The organism is Paenibacillus sp. LjRoot153 (assembly GCF_964253085.1).
Lineage (GTDB): Bacteria > Bacillota > Bacilli > Paenibacillales > NBRC-103111 > Paenibacillus_E.
Genome location: NZ_CAXUQH020000001.1, coordinates 6,982,690 through 7,001,369, shown reverse-complemented (window position 1 = coordinate 7,001,369; position 18,680 = coordinate 6,982,690). Strand labels below are relative to the sequence as shown.

The 18,680-nt window shown below is 46.8% G+C and carries 16 protein-coding genes and 4 tRNA genes; 16 read left to right on the top strand and 4 right to left on the bottom strand.

Annotated elements, in window-relative coordinates; all coding sequences use genetic code 11:
- Positions 1-102: 102 nt before the first annotated feature.
- The 5 genes from ACSQ8P_RS30285 to ACSQ8P_RS30265 all read left to right on the top strand — a co-directional run bounded on the left by ACSQ8P_RS30285 (position 103) and on the right by ACSQ8P_RS30265 (position 5,886).
- Positions 103-1,428: a YecA family protein gene (locus ACSQ8P_RS30285; RefSeq protein ID WP_436238578.1), complete on the top strand. Its 1,326-nt coding sequence runs from the start codon at positions 103-105 to the stop codon at positions 1,426-1,428.
- A 23-nt stretch (positions 1,429-1,451) separates the two neighbouring features.
- Positions 1,452-2,642, top strand: a complete 1,191-nt coding sequence (gene alr, locus ACSQ8P_RS30280; RefSeq protein WP_436238577.1) for an alanine racemase — start codon at positions 1,452-1,454, stop codon at positions 2,640-2,642.
- Between the two features lie 217 nt (positions 2,643-2,859).
- Complete coding sequence (locus ACSQ8P_RS30275; protein WP_028553892.1) at positions 2,860-3,141, top strand: CopG family ribbon-helix-helix protein; 282 nt, start codon at positions 2,860-2,862, stop codon at positions 3,139-3,141.
- Positions 3,142-3,144: 3 nt separating this feature from the next.
- Entirely contained in the window at positions 3,145-3,495 is a 351-nt protein-coding gene (locus ACSQ8P_RS30270; protein WP_028553893.1) for a type II toxin-antitoxin system PemK/MazF family toxin, read from the top strand.
- Positions 3,496-3,711: 216 nt separating this feature from the next.
- The gene (locus tag ACSQ8P_RS30265) at positions 3,712-5,886 is read left to right on the top strand and encodes a Tex family protein (RefSeq protein ID WP_436239643.1); all 2,175 of its coding nucleotides are present in this window, start codon (positions 3,712-3,714) and stop codon (positions 5,884-5,886) included.
- Positions 5,887-6,249: 363 nt separating this feature from the next.
- Here ACSQ8P_RS30265 and ACSQ8P_RS30260 read toward each other — a convergent pair whose 3' ends face one another.
- The 3 genes from ACSQ8P_RS30260 to ACSQ8P_RS30250 form a co-directional block, all read right to left on the bottom strand.
- On the bottom strand, positions 6,250-6,810 hold the full coding sequence (locus tag ACSQ8P_RS30260) for a hypothetical protein (protein ID WP_436238576.1): 561 nt from the start codon (positions 6,808-6,810) through the stop codon (positions 6,250-6,252).
- 303 nt (positions 6,811-7,113) lie between these two features.
- Positions 7,114-7,278 carry a cortex morphogenetic protein CmpA gene (gene cmpA / locus ACSQ8P_RS30255; RefSeq protein WP_141692697.1) on the bottom strand — a complete coding sequence of 55 codons (165 nt, stop codon included), beginning with the start codon at positions 7,276-7,278 and terminating at the stop codon, positions 7,114-7,116.
- 73 nt (positions 7,279-7,351) lie between these two features.
- Entirely contained in the window at positions 7,352-7,705 is a 354-nt protein-coding gene (locus tag ACSQ8P_RS30250; RefSeq protein WP_436238575.1) for a hydrolase/acyltransferase, read from the bottom strand.
- A gap of 137 nt (positions 7,706-7,842) precedes the next feature.
- Here ACSQ8P_RS30250 and ACSQ8P_RS30245 point away from each other — a divergent pair, with 137 nt between their 5' ends.
- The 7 genes from ACSQ8P_RS30245 to ACSQ8P_RS30215 all read left to right on the top strand — a co-directional run bounded on the left by ACSQ8P_RS30245 (position 7,843) and on the right by ACSQ8P_RS30215 (position 12,965).
- Positions 7,843-8,316, top strand: coding sequence for a SprT family protein (locus ACSQ8P_RS30245; RefSeq protein WP_436238574.1), 474 nt, complete (start codon positions 7,843-7,845; stop codon positions 8,314-8,316).
- A gap of 19 nt (positions 8,317-8,335) precedes the next feature.
- Positions 8,336-8,411 (top strand) — tRNA-Asn (locus ACSQ8P_RS30240).
- A 3-nt stretch (positions 8,412-8,414) separates the two neighbouring features.
- Positions 8,415-8,503: transfer RNA gene (locus ACSQ8P_RS30235), tRNA-Ser, on the top strand.
- 145 nt (positions 8,504-8,648) lie between these two features.
- Positions 8,649-10,391, top strand: coding sequence for a methyl-accepting chemotaxis protein (locus tag ACSQ8P_RS30230; RefSeq protein WP_436238573.1), 1,743 nt, complete (start codon positions 8,649-8,651; stop codon positions 10,389-10,391).
- A gap of 171 nt (positions 10,392-10,562) precedes the next feature.
- Positions 10,563-10,634: transfer RNA gene (locus ACSQ8P_RS30225), tRNA-Glu, on the top strand.
- A 16-nt stretch (positions 10,635-10,650) separates the two neighbouring features.
- A tRNA-Leu gene (locus tag ACSQ8P_RS30220) sits at positions 10,651-10,732 on the top strand.
- Between the two features lie 457 nt (positions 10,733-11,189).
- Positions 11,190-12,965, top strand: a complete 1,776-nt coding sequence (locus ACSQ8P_RS30215) for a rhamnogalacturonan lyase (RefSeq protein WP_436239642.1) — start codon at positions 11,190-11,192, stop codon at positions 12,963-12,965.
- Between the two features lie 161 nt (positions 12,966-13,126).
- Here ACSQ8P_RS30215 and ACSQ8P_RS30210 read toward each other — a convergent pair whose 3' ends face one another.
- On the bottom strand, positions 13,127-13,972 hold the full coding sequence (locus tag ACSQ8P_RS30210; protein WP_436238572.1) for a helix-turn-helix domain-containing protein: 846 nt from the start codon (positions 13,970-13,972) through the stop codon (positions 13,127-13,129).
- Between the two features lie 210 nt (positions 13,973-14,182).
- On the opposite strand from ACSQ8P_RS30210, the gene ACSQ8P_RS30205 reads away from it, so the two are divergent.
- From ACSQ8P_RS30205 to ACSQ8P_RS30190, 4 genes are all read left to right on the top strand, one after another.
- Positions 14,183-14,857 (top strand): MBL fold metallo-hydrolase, encoded by a 675-nt coding sequence (locus ACSQ8P_RS30205; RefSeq protein ID WP_436238571.1) that lies wholly within the window; start codon positions 14,183-14,185, stop codon positions 14,855-14,857.
- 9 nt (positions 14,858-14,866) lie between these two features.
- Positions 14,867-15,178 (top strand): hypothetical protein, encoded by a 312-nt coding sequence (locus ACSQ8P_RS30200; RefSeq protein ID WP_436238570.1) that lies wholly within the window; start codon positions 14,867-14,869, stop codon positions 15,176-15,178.
- Between the two features lie 147 nt (positions 15,179-15,325).
- Entirely contained in the window at positions 15,326-16,888 is a 1,563-nt protein-coding gene (locus ACSQ8P_RS30195; RefSeq protein WP_436238569.1) for a response regulator, read from the top strand.
- A complete protein-coding gene (locus ACSQ8P_RS30190; protein ID WP_436238568.1) occupies positions 16,885-18,624 on the top strand; it encodes a histidine kinase in 1,740 nt (579 codons plus the stop codon). Before ACSQ8P_RS30195 ends, ACSQ8P_RS30190 begins: the two co-directional genes overlap by 4 nt.
- Positions 18,625-18,680: the final 56 nt, after the last annotated feature.

The window sequence follows — 18,680 nt, the reverse complement described above, 5'->3', positions numbered from 1 at the left end:
TTTTCACAATAAATTTACAAGAAGATTTATCCAACTCCCACGAACGGCCGTTTTTTTGGTATAATGCAACTTTGGAGCGAATAGATAATTGGAGTGTTTAAGATGAATACAATTGATAATGTGACTTTGGAAGAGATGCAGCTGTTCTGGGAAAACGAGACGAAGGCATTTGCAACGTTTCTGAATGATGAGGGAAAGTTGAAGCAAGAAACGGCTAACAAACATGTGGATCGCATGGGCTTTGTGATGACCGAATATTTCGTGCGTTATGGAATCAGCTATGAAGATGTACAAGGTGAAACGATTGTCGATTTTGCAGGCCGTTTCTTAATCAGCCATGTACTTAGCACAAAAGAATCCGATATCGGTGCTTATTTGACTTCTTTCAAAAAGTGGATTCAATTCCTACAGGTGACATCTAGAATTTCAAAAGAACAATACACTTCACTGAATGAAGTATGTAAGCATAAAACTTATTTCGAAGAGCGCTTCGAGCAGTACATGGAAGCAGATAATGACTATGCACTGGAACGTTGGCTGAACTCGAATGATATAGAAGCATACATTGAAGAGCATACGCCTCCTTCCAAGCGCAAGCTGAAACCACTTGTAGTTGACCAAAAGCTGCTTCAGCTTTGGATGGATGGGCGGACACCAGTACCACAAATCGTTCAGGAATTCAGAGCTTTTCTTGAGGCCGTACAGACTGGAAAGAACGTCAAGTTGTCCGCTGCGCGCAAACATTTGCCGCGGAAATTTTGGAGCGAGTTCGATGAGCAGCTGGACCTGCAGCTTTTCCGCAAACCGACATTGAATCAAGACCAGGAGCCGGTGTACCAATTCTTTTTCTATGCAGCGGTAGTGTTAGGACTGACGGAAGAAGAAACGCAACTTACGGTAAATACGAAGCAATTAGCCTTTTACTTGGCGCTTACAGAGCAGGAACAAGCCGCTGTACTCTTGGATACACTTTGGAATCGAGTAAACTGGGGAATTCTCGAGGAAGTGAACGAAGGTGGTCGCCCAGAAGATATCCAAGCCTGGAGAAGAGCCATCGCAAGTGTGTTAGCCAGCTGGCCAGTAGGACCCCCGCACAATGTGAAAAAAGAATGGGATAAGCATCGCCAATCCGGCATTTTGTTGGATACAAGTGCTGATGTGTTTTTACATGCGGTAGCAACCATATTGGTTCGTTTCGGTGTGATACAGGCACAATTCTTGCCAGATTCAGAGATGAAATATGGGTTTGAGCGAAAACCTGTCACCATGACAGTTCTTGAGCCTGGAAACCGCGTCTTCCGTTATTTCGTAAATGAGGCAGCCTATGTGCTTAATCATACACCTATGATTGCTGCCGAACCTAAAATCGGACGTAACGAACCATGCCCATGCGGCAGCGGTAAGAAATACAAAAAATGTTGTTTGTAACAGGATAGAAGAGGTGAACGCTGGTGGATGCTTTTTATCGGCCCACGTGGGTGGAAATATCGTTAGATGCACTGCGAAGCAACATTGAACAATTTCAGAAGGTACTGCCTGCAGGGATGAAGCAGATGGCAGTCGTTAAAGCGGATGCTTACGGACACGGGGCTGTAGAAGTATCCAAAGAAGTTCTCGCCGCGGGTGTGGATTATTTGGGTGTTGCGTTCTTTGATGAAGCACTGGAGCTCCGAAATGCAGGGATTACTGCGCCAATTCTTGTACTCGGCTATACGCCTCCTGAGGGGATTAATCGAGCACGGGAGTTGGATGTAACGATTGCTGTATATAGCCGTGACGTGCTTGAAGCGCTGCGTGAGCAAGGGCATAAGCAGGAGCCTACTTCGCAGAAGAAGTTGAAAATTCATATTAAATTGGATACCGGTATGGGGCGACTCGGCTTGCACACGGAAGCGGATGCGATTCCCTTTATAGAGGAAGCGTTACTGCTGCCAGATGTGGATGTAGAAGGTCTCTTTACACATTACGCAAATGCAGATGAAGTCGATAAGAGCTATACGCTAGAGCAATACGGGCGGTTTGAGCGGATTGTGAGCTATTTTACGGATAAAGGGGAAACGTTCCCTTATATTCATGCTGGAAATAGCGCGGCAGCCATTGACTTGCCTGGCTTGACTTATTCGATGGTGCGTCTGGGAATTTCGATGTATGGTCTGTATCCCTCTGAGGATGTGGATCAAACGAAAATTGAGCTAAAGCCAGTCCTGAGTCTCAAAACAGGGATTGTACATCTCAAAACGCTGCCTGCGGGTTCTGGTGTTAGCTACGGAACAATTTATCACACCAAGGGTGATGAGCAAATCGGGACCTTGCCGATCGGCTACGCTGATGGATATTCCCGTATGCTTTCGGGTAAAGCGGAGGTGCTAGTTCGTGGCAAAAGAGTGCCGATCGTCGGCAGAATTTGTATGGATCAATGTATGATCAATGTATCCGATGTGCCTGATGTAGGTGCGCTAGATGAGGTTGTCCTCATTGGAGAGCAAGGAGAAGAGCGAATTACCGCGGAAGATGTGGCTAGTCTGCTAGGGACGATCAATTATGAAATCATTTGTATGATTTCACACCGTGTTGCGCGCGTGTATGTGCGTAATGGGGAGCGGGTCGAAGCTTTGAATCCTCTTATGAGACATCGTTACTAGTAGTCGGGGAAAATACTTCATGAATTTACCATGTCAATTTTGGAGTTATTGGAGAGGATTTTCATATTAGGGTATAGAATACTATGTATTAACAATCTTATATCTTATGGTGTAACATAATTGATATACCGGAGGCATATATTCTATTGTATAATTTGGTTTTTGGAATGACATACTGGTAATATTGTCTTTGTATCGTTTCTGGGGGTGCGAGAGTGTGAGCAATGCGCATAATACGAAAAGGATCATGATTAGCTTGCCTGACAATCTGTTGCAGGAAGTGGACGGAATTGTCGAGAAGGAAAACTCCAATCGGAGTGAATTCATTCGTCAGGCAATGAAGCTGTATTTAATTGAACGCAAAAAGCGCAGTCTACGCGAATCCATGCAGCGTGGGTATATGGAAATGGCGAAAATAAATCTCAGCATGGCATCTGAAGCTTTTCAAGCGGAGGAAGAAGCGGACGGAACGCTTGATCGCTTAGTAAGCGGGGTGTAAGACGTGATTGTGAAACGTGGCGATGTATTTTTCGCAGATCTTTCGCCGGTCGTAGGATCGGAGCAGGGAGGAGTCCGTCCTGTTCTAGTGATCCAAAATGATATCGGCAACCGCTTTAGCCCCACTGTGATTGTTGCAGCGATTACAGCTCAAATCCAAAAGGCAAAGCTTCCCACGCATGTGGAAATCGATGCGGAGACGCACGGTTTCGATCGAGATTCGGTCATTCTGCTTGAGCAAATCAGAACAATCGACAAGCAAAGATTGACGGACAAAATTACGCATTTGGATGAAGAAACCATGCGAAAGGTTGACGACGCTTTGCAAATTAGTGTGGGACTGATAGAATTTTGAATAAGGTCTGGAACGGACGAGGGCGATAGTACCCTCGTTTTTTGGTTTGTACATACATATACATACGATCAATAGAAAAGAGGTATGACTGTGGCAAATGTGGAGACGGAAGGACTAAAGGCAAAAGCAAGTGCTGGGACGACTGAAGGGCAAGTGACGGATAACGTAGGAACACCAAAAGCAAGTGAGTATGAGGAACCGAAGGAGAAGTTACAGATTCCTGCGGAGAAGAAAGCGGAGATTCAGGAGCGGATCCTGAAGCAAATCTCCGCTGAGTTACAGCTGCCTGCCGGCAAAGTGAAGACGACGATGGAGCTGTTGGATGAGGGGAACACGATTCCGTTTATCGCGCGTTATCGGAAAGAGATGACGGGCGAGCTCGACGAGAATCAGCTGCGGGATATCGAGGAGCGTTTGCAATATTTGCGTAATCTCGAGGATCGCAAAATCGAGGTTGTCCGTTTGATCGACGAGCAGGGCAAGCTGACGGATGAGCTGCGAAGCTCGATTGAGCGTGCTGTGAAGCTGCAGGAAATCGAGGATCTCTACAGGCCTTACCGCCAGAAGCGGAAAACGAGAGCAAGCGTTGCGAAGGAACGCGGATTGGAGCCCCTTGCGGCGTGGATTTGGAAGCAGCCTCGTCAAGGCTCGCTGGAGCAAGAGGCTTCGCATTATATTAACGCGGACAAGCAGGTTGGAAGCGCCGCAGAGGCGATTCAAGGCGCGATGGATATCCTAGCGGAGAATATCGCGGATGATGCGAAAATACGGGCCTGGGTGCGTCGATACACGCAGGATAACGGCATTATGCGTACAGAGGCAAAGGATGCGAAGGTTGAATCTGTCTATGAGATGTATTATGCCTATCAAGAGCCTGTGAAGCGTCTGCCGCCGCACCGTATTCTCGCGATTAATCGCGGGGAGCGGGAAGAGATCTTGAAGGTTGGTCTGGATGTTCAACCAGATAAAATTCACGACTACATGTTGCGTCAAATCGTGAGAGGCGATTCGGTCGTAAGAGACGTGCTGCGTAACATCGTTGAAGACGCATATAAAAGGCTGCTTGCTCCGTCCGTTGAGCGCGAGGTGCGCGGTGAAATGACGGAAGCGGGCGAAGAGCAGGCGATTAAGATTTTCGCGGAAAATCTGCGCAATCTCTTGCTGCAAGCGCCGATTAAGGGCCATGTCGTGCTGGGTGTCGATCCGGCCTACCGGACAGGCTGTAAGCTGGCCGTCATCGACGACACCGGTAAGATGCTTGAAATCGCCGTCACCTACCCAACCCCACCGAATAATAAGGTGGCGGAAGCGAAGGCGAAGTTCAAGCAGTTGATCAGCCAATACAGCGTGGAGCTGATTGTGATCGGGAATGGGACGGCGTCCCGTGAAACGGAGCAGTTCGTTGCGGAGCTGATCGGTGAGATCAAGGAGCGGAAGCTCAAGTACTTGATCGTCAGCGAAGCGGGCGCGAGCGTATACTCCGCGTCGAAGCTGGCACAGACGGAGTTCCCTGAGCTCGACGTGGCCGAGCGCAGCGCGATTTCGATCGCCCGGAGGCTGCAGGACCCGCTTGCGGAGCTTGTAAAAATCGAGCCGAAAGCCATCGGCGTCGGTCAGTACCAACATGACGTTTCGCAGAAACGTCTGGACGAGAACTTGAAGGCCGTTGTCGAATCGGCCGTTAACCATGTCGGGGTGGACTTGAACACGGCGTCCCCGTCCTTGCTTTCGTACGTGTCAGGGGTAAACGCGACACTTGCGAAAAACATCGTGAAGTATCGCGAGGAGAACGGCAAGTTCAGCTCCCGACAGGAGCTGTCGAAGGTTCCGCGCCTTGGCGCGAAATCCTTCGAGCAGTGTGTCGGGTTCATGCGGATTCCGGGCGGCCGGAACCCGCTCGACAACACCCCGATCCATCCGGAGTCTTACGACGTGGTGGATCGGCTGTTCAAGGAGCTGCGCATCGAGCTCGCGCAGCTAGGTTCACAGCAGCTGCTAGCGCTGCTGCAGACGCTGGAGCCAGAGGAGCTGGCTCCTAAGCTTGGCGTCGGTGTCCCGACGATGCGGGACATCCTGGACAGCCTGCAGCGGCCTGGGCGGGATCCGCGGGACGAAGTCCCCGCGCCGATCTTCCGCACAGACGTGCTGCAGCTGGAGGACCTTGTGCCGGGCATGGAATTGACCGGCACGGTGCGTAACGTGATCGACTTCGGCGCATTCGTCGATATCGGCATTAAGAACGATGGGCTGGTGCACATCTCCCAGCTCAAGAATGGTTTCGTGAAACATCCGATGGATGTAGTTTCCGTCGGAGACATCGTCCAAGTTTGGGTACTGAACGTGGATCAGAAAAAAGGCCGCGTAGGCTTAACCATGAAGAAACCGCAATAGTAAGTTTTAGGATAGTGGTTGTTATTTAAATGGCAGTTGGGATGTAGGTCCCAGCTGCTTTTTTGCGTGAACCTTGTCTTCATGGACGCTCATCCGTAGAGCCAAGGCAGAAGTGTTCATAATTTGTCGTGTGCTAGCATACTAACTGGATTTTCTCCATCTAATTTTCTCGGTCACCTCCACATTTACTGATTTAACTGGATTTCATGTAGCTAATTTCAGAGTATTTCTTCAAAATCGCCAATTTGTGTGGAAATAGATGTAGGTTTTCCAGCTGATCTCCGCAAAACGCCGAATTCACCAAAATTAACTGTAGGTTATACAGTAAAACGAGGGGAAACGAGTCTACTTGTTCGAAGCATCCTACTTCTGAGTACCTCCCACCTCCTTCACCAAATAAGTCATCGTATAGCGCTGACCAGCAACAAGTGATAGCATTCCTTCCATCGAAAGGCGGATAAGCCACTCAGCAGCGATACGAATATTTACATTGCACTCGGATGCGACTTCCAGGAGCCGCACTTTACCATTACGCCGATTGGCGATTTGGAGAATGAACTGTTTTCGAAGCTCCCACACGTCTGCCTCAAGCTCAGCAAGGGTGGGCGGATGTGGTTTGCTGCTAGAGGCAATCCTTCTTTGTTCCAAAGCGATAACGTTGTTTCGATTTCCAGTCTGTTGCACTTGATCCACTCGCTTTCCAGTCTGTTGCACTTGATCCACTCTCTTCCCGTTCTCTTGCACTCGACCTGTTTGCTCTCCTTTCTTTAGCACTTGATCTACTCTTTTCCCATTCCCCTGCAACCGACCTGCACTTTCTCCTTCCTGCACCACCTGAAACCGATCCTCCAATCCCCTTTTCCAAAACAACCTGCGATGCTTCTCGCGCATTCTGCGCAGCCACTGACTACTATTTGTATGCATGTAAATAAGCCCCCTTTTTCAAAATAAATACGCGAAAAAAGCACAAACGAACGGCAGATCAATCTGCAAGCTCGAGTGTGCTTCACTCATGTATTCATATTTGTATTTGTTTTTTTTGTTTTCGTATCTGTCTAACGTTTTGTTTCTACTGTAGTTATATTTACTTTTTGTTACATTTATTTACAGTATAGAGGGCGCATTTCAAATATGCAACTATTTTTTCGTGTTTAGTCTTTCTATTTGGGTTTTATGTACACAATGGCAAAAAAGCCAGCACTTGTAGCACAAGTACTAGCTTTTTTATCAAAATTTACGTTTGCTCGGTCCGTCCGTCGATTGGCTGTCAGGCCACTCCTCTTGTGAGCGGCGAGTGCGGTAAAAGTACCAGCTATCGTTCAATAATCGAATTTGTCTGCGGTTTTTGTTCTGGAAGGCACGCATTAATTGATTACAAAGCCATTGTGGCATATGCCCATCCCCTTCTTCGCCATGTACTTATAGCATATGAAGAATGAGGGTATTGGGTGCAGGTCCCGATTGTTTAGAGATCAAATTCCTCTTCGTACCATTGCTCAAGCTGAGCTTGCAGCGCGCGGATTTCAGTCAACAACGAGATCAGCGGATACGATTTCTCTTGGATACCAGCGAACGTTTTCTCCAAACCATTGATGTAATCCAAGCCTTGGATGAGCGTATGCGTTGTACCAATCAATTCCAAGTCGTCACACTCCGCAATTACGCGTGGAAGCTGTGGCACATGGTCAGCGGTTAATTTCTCTAATTCTTTGTGCAAACGTTGGTTCAAAGCCGTTAATTGATAGGAATAGGAGGAAGGCATTTCGACGAATTCCAGTTGTTGGTCAAGCTTTAATATCGCATAGCGCATTTGTGGCATGAGGTGGTTCAAATCCTTTCTGTATAGAGCGTTCGATCTTCTTTTCTACTTGACAGTATAGCCGTACATACGGTACAAATTCAAGTAAGAACTTGTCATGAGCCGTGCTCGTGACTTGTCATTGGGAGTGTTCGTAGATGGAGGATCAAGAGCTGCAGCAATGGATCGAGCAGATTTCTATGGAATCGTTTGGTAGACCCTTCGTTCACCAGGCACGTTTTAACCGAAGATTGCGGTCGACGGGTGGACGTTATTTTATGAAATCACATGATATTGAGATTAGTTGGAGCCAGTGGGAGACCTTTGGTCGAGATGAAATCGAGAAGATCATCAAGCATGAGCTCTGCCATTATCATTTGCATATTTTGAAGCGAGGCTATCAGCATCGGGATCATGATTTCAAAACTTTGCTGGCTCAAGTCGGAGGTACCCGATATTGCCAATCATTACCGCGGCCCCGGGCGAAACAAGCCTATAAATATAGGTTAGAGTGCGTAAATTGCAAGACGGAGTATTATCGCAAACGTAAAATGGATGTTCGTAAATTTGCTTGTGGAAATTGCAGGGGAAAATTGAAATCCTATACACTTGACTTAACCGCGCCTTCATAATAAAATAAAACTTGTTCATTCCCTGATAGCTCAGTTGGTAGAGCACTCGACTGTTAATCGAGTTGTCACAGGTTCGAGTCCTGTTCGGGGAGCCATATGGAGAGATACCCAAGTGGCTATAAGGGGACCCTCTGCTAAGGGGTTAGACTGCGTAAGCGGTGCGAGGGTTCGAATCCCTCTCTCTCCGTCACGAAATAAGTTCAATGGCATTTATGCCGTTGGGCTTATTTTTATTCATCCTAAACTCAACCAATTCTAACAATTTTCTAATATCCGTTAAACGTTTGTCCTCTATAGTTGAATAAAAAAGCTTCGCTATGGGGGAACTACTAGTGACTAAATTATTCTCGATACGTGTGCGTCTTATCTTATTGCTTTTAATTCCTTCGCTGTTGTATTTAGGTTCGAGTGTATATCTCCTACAGGTAAACAAGTCCAATATGGATACGCTGTCCTCCTCTTTGTATGAGACGACAGAGAAAAGTGTGTCGCTTATTCTGAATGCAGACCGGGATATGTATCAAGCCTTGAACGCTTATCAGTTGCTAGTGTCTGGTACCTTGACTGCGGAGGAGAAAACGAACCAGTTGAAGGTGCTTAAAGACAATATTGATCAAACGAATACAAGGGTCGGACAGGCAGTTACTATTTTAAAATCAAAGGAATTTCTGCAAACGGCACATACGGAGAAGAAAGCGACGATTGAGCAAAGTGCCGCTAGCTTCCAAGCTTCTTTCGATCAGTGGGTCAAAGAGGCGAATGCCGTTGTTCAAGCGGGGAGTGTTGGCAAAGGCGTTTTGAATGAGTCGAAGTTGGCTGCCACCTTTGAGAAGGGGCGCGAGGGACTGAATGTCATTGGTGAAATTCTAGACATACAAGCTAAGCAGAGTATTGTTGATATCGAGCAGGAAAATAACGCAACAGCAAAAGGGGTCTACATCGGTGTGGCGGTTATCGTCGTCCTTCTGTTTGGAGCAGGTGGATTCGTGATCAGGAAAATCATCTCTGTGATTCGTAGGATTTTGATCATTACGGGTGAGGTTGCTGCAGGAGATTTGCGCCATGAGCCTCAGTTGACGTATTCGCAGGATGAGTTGGGTCAGATTTCAGCATCGGTTGATCATATGGTTGCCAAAATGAGAGGCTTGATCGGCACGATTGCACACAATACACAATTCGTGCACGATGCTTCCGTGGAACTGTCGGATAGCTCCAAAGAGTCTGCACATGCTGCTGAACATGTAGCTTCGAATATTCAAGAAATGACGCAGGAAGTCGAAGTCCAAGTAAGAAGCAGTGAAGAGACGAGCCGGGCGATCGAGGAAATGGCGATTGGGATTCAGCGCGTAGCAGAGAACTCGAACGTCATGGCGGATCACTCCTCACTAACCTCCCAGCATGCATCACTGGGTAATGAACTGCTCTCGAAGCTGCAGCATCAAATCGTGAATATACTGAGCTCGGTCGAGCAGTTGTCGATGACGGTTCAGTCACTGACCCGTAAATCGGATGAGATTGGGCAAATCGCATCGAGCATCACTAGCTTCGCGAACCAGACCAATCTCTTGTCGTTGAATGCTTCCATTGAGGCTGCTAGAGCAGGTGAGCATGGCAAAGGGTTTAATGTTGTTGCGCAAGAAATTCGCAAGCTGGCTTCACAATCGATCGAATCTGCAGACGGTATCAACGAGTTGATCCATGAGACGAGAGTCGAGATTGCCAGCGTATCCCAGTCGATGAATACGACGAAGCAGGAAGCGAGCGCAGGCTCACAAATGATGCAGGAAGTAAACCAGAGCTTCGAAACCATCATGCAATCTGTGACACATATCGTCACGCAGATTCATGAGACATCAGCTATAACACAGCAAATGTCGGCTAGCTCGGAAGAAATTTCAGCGACGATGGATCAGTCAGCGTCAAGCTCATCCCAGATTTTGATGAGATCTCAAACGGTAGCAGCGGCAACAGAGGAGCAGCTTGCCATGATGCAGAATATTGCTGCCGCGTCGGAACAGTTGAAGTCTGTTGTGGATACATTGAACGAATCAGTGACCTATTTCAAAATTAAATAGTTGTTTACAAAGAGGAGTTCTCATGGTTGATGTAATGTAGACATGGGGGCTCCTTATTTGTCATCTTCGACTGGCTTTATTTCCAAGAATTAGGCTTGTCAAAGCAGGAAGAATCCTTTATAATAACACTTGTCGTCCTTAACGGGCTGAAATGTTCAATGACGATATTATGGCCCGTTGGTCAAGTGGTTAAGACACCTCCCTTTCACGGAGGTAACAGGGGTTCGAGTCCCCTACGGGTCATTGTTTTTTCTCTCTTGCGGTCGTGGTGGAACGGCAGACACACCATCTTGAGGGGGTGGCGCTCACAAGGCGTGAGGGTTCAAATCCCTCCGACCGCATCCCATGAAAACCCTTGTTAATCAAGGGTTTTTGTTATGTATATAGAAGTATAGACCAGTTCCTATTTTGGGGAAGTGGTCTATTTTTTTTGTCCGAAGCTGGGGCTGTTGCTTATTACAAAGATATAAGTGCCATAAAATAGCAGGATTGTGCAGGAAGTTAGCTATTGTCTGCATTAAATCACTTATATTTTCACGATATAATGAAGAACGAATAGAATTGTAAGCGCAACCAATTGACTGACGATCCATACGATCGGAGGAGGTGAAACGGGAGGTTCGCAGATGTCCCGAGGTAAAGTGAATGTAGATCTATATTGACTACCTGGAGGTTGTAGAAATGTTTAAACATGCTAAGCAACTGATTAAAGCAACTTGCTTCATTACATTAAGCTCACTCCTCATTTCTTCTTTCGGTATCCAAACACCTTCCGCACACGCAGCGGTTGCTAGGCAAATGGAGAAATTAGACCGCGGTCTAGTGGCAGTTAAGGTCAGCACGGGCGTCCTCGTCAGTTGGCGACTTCTCGGAACGGAGGCAGCGAGCACTTCGTTCAATGTCTATCGAAATGGCGTTAAGCTCAATGCTTCACCAATCACGACAAGCACGAATTATCAAGATAATTCGGGTACCACGAGCTCCAGTTACACGGTCAAAGCCGTTGTTGGTGGCGTGGAGCAGACCGCATCAGCTGCCGTTACGCCATGGGCGAACAACTATTTGGATGTGCCGCTACAGAAACCTGCGGGCGGCACGACACCAGACGGTGTTAGTTATACCTATAACGCTAATGATGCAAGTGTTGGCGATGTGGACGGTGACGGCCAATATGAAATCATTTTGAAATGGGATCCTACGAATTCCAAAGACAATTCACAGGATGGCTATACGGGTGAAGTGTTTGTCGATGCTTATAAACTGAATGGTACGCGGTTATGGCGGATTAGTATGGGTAAAAATATTCGAGCTGGCGCTCACTATACGCAGTTTATGGTCTACGATTTAGATGGGGATGGCAAAGCGGAAATTGCTATGAAAACGGCTGATGGAACCAAGGACGGCACTGGCGTGGTCATTGGCAGTTCAACTGTGGATTATCGAAACAGCGTGGGGAGAGTTCTGAGTGGGCCGGAATTTTTAACCATCTTTGAAGGGGCGACAGGAAAGGCATTGACCTCAACGAGCTATGATCCACCGCGCGGCACAGTCGGTGACTGGGGCGATACGTACGGCAACCGCGTAGATCGTTTCTTAGCGACGGTCGCTTATCTGGATGGGCAGAAGCCCAGCATCGTCATGGCACGCGGCTATTACACAAGAACCGTTCTGGTAGCGTACAATTGGCGTGGTGGAACACTATCTAAACTATGGACTTTTGACAGCAACACCTCAGGCAACTCGGCTTATGCAGGGCAAGGGAACCACAACTTAACAGCTGCCGACGTTGATGGTGATGGCAAAGATGAAATCGTCTATGGCGCGATGACGATTGATGATAACGGAGCTAAGAAATACAACACAGCATTGGGTCATGGTGATGCCCTTCATGTCGGCGATTTGGATCCGAACAGCGCTGGACTTGAAGTATTCAAAGTGATGGAAAGTACTAGCGCTACTTATGGCGCAGCTGTGTGGAATGCGGGAACTGGAGCCATCAAGTGGGGAGTGAATACAGGCGCTGATACGGGAAGAGGTATGGCTGCTGATATTGACCCACGTTATGCCGGAGAAGAAGTATGGGCAAGCAACGGTGTCGGGCTTTATCAAATTAATGGTACCAAAATCAGCTCCACGACCCCTTCATCCATTAACTTTGGTATTTGGTGGGATGGCGATATTTCCCGTGAGCTTCTTGACCACAATTGGGATGGCACGAATGGGGTTGGACGCATTGATAAGTGGAATTACACAAGTCTCAATACAACGACCTTATTAACCGCAACAGGAACCAATTCGAATAACTACACGAAAGGGAATCCAAGCTTGCAAGCCGATCTATTAGGCGATTGGCGTGAAGAGGTCATTTGGCGGAAATCGGACAGTTCAGCTTTACGCATCTATGCAACGCCATATGAAACAACGACACGCCTGTGGACTTTAATGCATGATCCGCTTTACCGTCTGGATATCGCTTGGCAGAATGTAGCTTACAATCAACCCCCTCACACAAGTTACTATCTCGGGACAGGCATGGCCACACCGACGCAGCCGAATATCTATACCACACCATAAAGTGAAAATGAGAGAAGCGTTCGGGTCACTCCGGCGCTTTTTTCTCTCCACATAAGAACTTATAAGTTTCCGTTACACGGAATAACAAATTCTTATTGGCGATAAAAACTACATTTAAAACGCGGTCGCTCATCCTCGAAATACCTCGATAGAAGTTTTTCTCATTCCATTCTTAACTGTTGAATGCGCTTTCTACATAGGGCAGGGGATGTCCCATAGAAAGCGGAAAACTGACGAGAGAAATAAAAGGGATGATTGAACCCGACTTCCTCCGCAATTTCGGCCATCGTTAATGAAGTTGTTTCTATGAGTTTTCTAGCTTGGCGAAGTCGAATTTTATTTAACATGTCCATGACGGATTCACCGGTCTGTCTTTTAAAGAGATGGGCGAACCTAGAAGCAGATAAGTTAACTACAGCAGCCAGTTCAGCAACCGTATAAGGTTGATTATAATGTTGTGTAATCAGCGCTAACGTACGCGCTATGCGTGAATCGAGCGGATATTCGGTTTGCATGGCACTTTTGGACAGGAGAAGGAGGACTTTTTCTAATGCGTTGATTGCGAATCTTTCTGAGTAGTGATCCGTTTCTTCGTTATATTGAATTAAATTGTTGAAAGCGTTAGTTAACTGGAGCAACTCCTTTTCACAATGAAACCGAGCTAATCGTATGCCTTTAATCGCCTCTGGCAGCTGTAAAAGCGGTAACCATTCTTCCTTCGGGACAAAATGACACCAATAAAACTCCCATAGCGTGTTCTCTGGCGTTCCGTAAAAATGGGGGGTGCCTGGTGTGATTAATGTGACCTCATCCTGTTGGCATTCATAGGTTTCTTTACCGTTGTTAAATAAACCCGTCCCCTTTAACGTCAAGGTCAAATAATAATCTTTCGTACCGTTGGACCGTTTAACCTTGTAGCCAAATGATTGGCGATAATGGCCGGAAATCAGCTTTCCAGGGATCGTAGTTAAATTCTCAGTGGCAGAAAAAGATATGAACTCAGTCATAATAGGGTTGCCTCCATTTCCTATATATCTACTAGTATATAGGATTTTATGGAAAAATAATTGGAAATTGAACGCGAGGATGTCATGCGATTCGCAACAGGGGCTTCAGTTCTTAAGCTGTTAGATGGATGAAGATGCAAAAATTGATCTTGCATGCACCAGCCATTACAATGGAATTAACATGTTAGGAAATATTCTGGAGGTGCAGGAATGGCAGATCAGGCAGGAATTCAACCGTTTATTTTGGATATGGACGTTAATGGGAATCCATTCACCGTACATGCAGCATTAATTTGGGACGAGCAGGATGTCATCCTTGTTGATACGGGTATCCCTGGCCAGTTAAGACTTATTCGCGACCAACTTGCTGCAGCATCCTTTCCTTTTGAAAAGCTGACGAAAATCATTATTACGCACCAAGACATGGATCACATTGGCAGCCTGCCAGAACTGGTGGGCGCTGCTGAGGGACGGATCGAAGTGCTGGCGCATGAACTTGGCAAGCCTTATATTCAAGGGGAAGTGCCCTTGGTTAAACGCAAGATTTTGGCTACTCCGACGAAAGTGGATGTGACGCTTCAGGATGGGGATGAACTTCCTTTCGGCGGGGGCATTCAAGTCATTTATACACCTGGCCATACGCCGGATCACATCAGTCTGTATCACCCGAACAGTAAAACATTAATTTCCGGAGACGCGCTGACGTCGCAAGACGGTGTGCTAATGCCTCCGAATCCTCAGTTCACGCCGGATATGCCGTTAGCGCTGAAATCAGTAGCAAAGCTGCTGGACTATGACATTGAAACTGTCATCACTTATCATGGTGGCGTTTGTACGGAAAATATTAAGGAGCGTCTCGCTCAAATTGCACAAGGTCAGGCCTAGGAGTACGCCATGGATCCCAAAGTCAAACAAGCTTTTGAGACGACACTTCATCACTGGCAGGTCATGACCTCTTATCAAAGCGATGAGAAAGAAGCGGTAGCTGATCAGTTTCAATCTTCGTTCTATGTATTCATTGATACCGTCCGTGATTGGGTACTCCGTCAAGATCCCATGCCCCTAACTCTGGATGATATGCTTGCAATTGATATGATCCAAGATATTTTTGACGTATTGCCTGCTCCTTTGCATCTGAATTTGGAGACGGAATTAGAATTAATGATAGACGGGGTAGAACGAGAGGATGAAGATAAATACGATTGAGGATTGACTCAACCCATGAGATATATGGCGTTGGGTCTTTTTTATTGGAGACGAATTCCATTGTTTTCTATCTCACCTTGATGGTAAAGTGATTGCAAGACAAGCATGATCTCACTTGGCACATTACTTATAAGGGATTGAGAAACCATGAAGCTGATCATTATTGAAGATGAGCAGGATATATTGCAAGGCATGGCCGAAGCAGTGGCTGCGATTGCCGCGCATGAGGTAGAGATCATCACCGTTACGAATTCGGAAGAGGGTACGGAGCTCATCAGACGTCACAAACCGGAAATCATTATTTCCGATATTGTGCTGCCACAGCAGTCAGGGATTGATATGCTTCAAGCGATTCAAATGTCAGACTATCATCCCAAAATCATTATGGTAAGCGGTTACAGCGACTTTCAGTATGCGCAGCGCAGTATGCAGCTTGGTGCGATGGATTATTTATTAAAGCCATTCTCGAAAGAGGAATTTAGCACGAAAATCAAGCAGGTCGTCGAGATGATTGAAGGTGAACGAAGGAATGACCAGTACATCTCGGGGCAAATGAAGCAGGCGGAGCTAGGGAAGAAGCTGCTACAGAATAAATTTTTGCTAAGCTTATGTATGACGCCGACTGTCTTACAGGAGCATATTTTCCACCGCTTGCAAATGTGGGAGCTCACTTGGCTCGCTAGTGCTAATTTCTCTGTGATTGCCTTGGGTATTGTGCGACAAGATCGGCCGAATCCAGTGGATAAGCAAGCGGAGTTAGAAAACTTTGCCGTCGGGAATATTACGGAAGAACTGATAGAGAGTTTTCAGCCATCCGTCGTGTTCCCGAATATCCATCACAATTGGATACTCATTGCGCCTAGTGAAGTTACCGAGCAGTTAGTGGCAGAGATTCAAACGCACGTATGGCAGTATCAAAAGTTAACTTTAGGCTTCGGGATTAGTGAAGAACAGTTCTCTTTCCAAAGCATCTCCACAGCTTACCAACAAGCCTTGAAAGCATTGAAGATGGTCTATATGACCCCAGGCCATAACGTCCATACGTATGCTGAGGAGCTTCAGTCAGACCAGGAGCCGAGTCGATTGTCCTTTGAATTAGCTGCGAGTGGCATGCTGCAGGGGGATTTGGATCAAATCAGCAAGACAGTCGATCACATTGTTGGTTACTACGTCTCCGCACAGGAAGTTAAGGACTATCAGGATGTTTCGAAGAAATGCCTGGAATGGATACTGAATTTGCATAGTGTGCTACGTGATAAATATGCGGTTCCCGTGAATCAAATTCCGATGTCATTGTGGGAAGATCTCGAGCAGTGCGAACAATTGGAACAATTAAAGGCGCTCATGCTGAATTACTTAACGGGTGTAGCCAAGCGAGTGGCCAGCAGTCATTCCAATGCCATTATTGAAAAGGCTAAGAACCTGTTGGACACGCAGTATGCGCAGCATATTACGTTACAAAGTGTCGCGGATCAGTTAGCGATCCATCCCGTCTGGCTCAGTCAGTTATTCAAGAAGGAGACGGGCACGAACTTCTTGGATTATATGACAGAGCTGCGCATCGAGCAATCGAAGAAGCTGCTGCGGGACAGTCAGCTGAAAATATATGAAATCGCCGAACAAGTGGGGTATCAGGATTTACAGTATTTCGGCAAGCTGTTTAAAAAGCGGACAGGGCAGACCCCGAAGGAGTTTCGATACGGAAAATGAACTTATTTCAAAAACTGCTGCTGCCCTTGATGGTAGCCATTTTCATCCCTGTCGTGCTGCTTGGCTACTTGTCCTATGAGCGTTCGAAAATGCAGGTTGAGGATGTCACATCTGCCTTCTTACAGGATAATCTCCAACATAATACGGAGAAAGTGAATGAATTTCTGACGGAACTAGATACGGCAGGCTTTCGTGTCATTGCCTCATCGAAGCTGCAACGCATGCTGCAGAATCCGCCGCCGCAGGACTTTTTTCAAGAAGCGGAATTCATCAATGAGATGAAAGGAATCACGGAGGAGCTGCGAGGTTCCTATGAGTTGTTCATTTTACCGAATTATTATGAGAACTATCCGAACTATATGAACAGCCATTCTTCCTTCGGGTTGGAGCTGACAAGAGAGCGCATTGCGAAATCCTTCGAGTTAGGCGGGAAAGCCTACTGGGCCTTCGAAACTGGACAAGGAGGAGCGTCCAAAGATCTCTATTACGTCCGAGCGATTCGCACGCTCACTGATTTTCAAAATGCCGGTGTGATGGTGTTCAAAATCTCACATACATGGATGGCTAAGCAGCTGATTACGCCTTCACAATACCCGCACTTCCGGTTGCTGCTAGCGGATGGGCAGGCGAATATCCTTGCTTCTAATTTGCCAATGAGGCCGGAAGAGTCGATATCGTTGCCATCCTCTCCCCTTCAAGGTCAGAAGAGCACATTTGAAACAGAGGAGATGCAAGGGAAATCGTATTATGTAGCTTCTCAAGCCATAGCGGATAGCGGGAAGGATCTGTGGAGTCTGATTGCCACCATTCCAGTATCTGACTTAACCGTTCGGATTGATGGAATTAAGGCGTTTACCTTCTGGATGTTTGTTGGGAGTCTATTTATTATTTTCGTCATGCTATTCTTCATTGTTCGGCAGTTCACCACACCGATCCAAGAGGTTGTCCGGCATATGCGGCAGGTTCAGCTTGGACGACTGCTTTATTTCACGAAATTCGCTACGAAGAAGGACGAAATCGGGCAAATGGTACGTGGCTTTAACTCGATGATTCAAGGGATGGAAAGTCTGCTGCAGACGACCAGAGAAATCGAATCCGAGAAGCAGCAGCTTCAACAGCGCATGTTGATTAACCAAATTAACCCTCATTTCCTCTATAACACGCTCGATTCGATTAAGTGGAAAGCAGAGTCGGCGCATGAGAAAACCATTGGCGATATGGTGACGACGCTGGCCAATATGCTTCGGTTCAGCATGAATGAGGAGAACGAATGGACAACCATTGAGCGAGAACTGGAGCATGTGAGAAACTATCTGAACATTGAGCTCATGCGCAATAATCAGGCCTTTCAGGTCCTATTCGATGTTCAACCGTCTTTACTCCATCTGAAAATATTAAAGCTGCTCGTTCAACCGCTCTTAGAAAATGCCGTCCGACATGGCATGAATAAATTAACGGAACGCAAAGGAAAGATCCTGGTGACGGTGTATCAAGAAGAGGCCGATCTGATCATCCTCGTTGAGGATAATGGGAATGGCTGCGAAGCAGATCAATTAGAGTCTTACAAGTGGACGTCTCCCGTCCAAGGAGCCACGGAAGGCGGTATCGGGCTGTACAATGTGCACCGAAGGTTACAACTGCACTACGGCCGCCACTATGGCGTAGAGGTGGAGAACAGGGTGCCACATGGGTTTAAAGCAACATTGCGCCATCCGATTTTGGAATCAAATGAATAGCAGGTAGAAAGCGAGGGAACGTGGCCTTGCTTTTTTTTGCCTTAAAAATGTCATGT

Coding starts and splice junctions, on each gene's coding strand:
- ACSQ8P_RS30285 (WP_436238578.1), top strand. CDS start 103: ATGAATACAATTGATAATGTGACTTTGGAAGAGATGCAGCTGTTCTGG.
- ACSQ8P_RS30260 (WP_436238576.1), bottom strand. CDS start 6,810: ATGCATACAAATAGTAGTCAGTGGCTGCGCAGAATGCGCGAGAAGCAT.
- cmpA (WP_141692697.1), bottom strand. CDS start 7,278: ATGCCACAATGGCTTTGTAATCAATTAATGCGTGCCTTCCAGAACAAA.
- ACSQ8P_RS30250 (WP_436238575.1), bottom strand. CDS start 7,705: ATGCCACAAATGCGCTATGCGATATTAAAGCTTGACCAACAACTGGAA.
- ACSQ8P_RS30245 (WP_436238574.1), top strand. CDS start 7,843: ATGGAGGATCAAGAGCTGCAGCAATGGATCGAGCAGATTTCTATGGAA.
- ACSQ8P_RS30215 (WP_436239642.1), top strand. CDS start 11,190: ATGGAGAAATTAGACCGCGGTCTAGTGGCAGTTAAGGTCAGCACGGGC.
- ACSQ8P_RS30210 (WP_436238572.1), bottom strand. CDS start 13,972: ATGACTGAGTTCATATCTTTTTCTGCCACTGAGAATTTAACTACGATC.
- ACSQ8P_RS30205 (WP_436238571.1), top strand. CDS start 14,183: ATGGCAGATCAGGCAGGAATTCAACCGTTTATTTTGGATATGGACGTT.
- ACSQ8P_RS30200 (WP_436238570.1), top strand. CDS start 14,867: ATGGATCCCAAAGTCAAACAAGCTTTTGAGACGACACTTCATCACTGG.
- ACSQ8P_RS30195 (WP_436238569.1), top strand. CDS start 15,326: ATGAAGCTGATCATTATTGAAGATGAGCAGGATATATTGCAAGGCATG.
- ACSQ8P_RS30190 (WP_436238568.1), top strand. CDS start 16,885: ATGAACTTATTTCAAAAACTGCTGCTGCCCTTGATGGTAGCCATTTTC.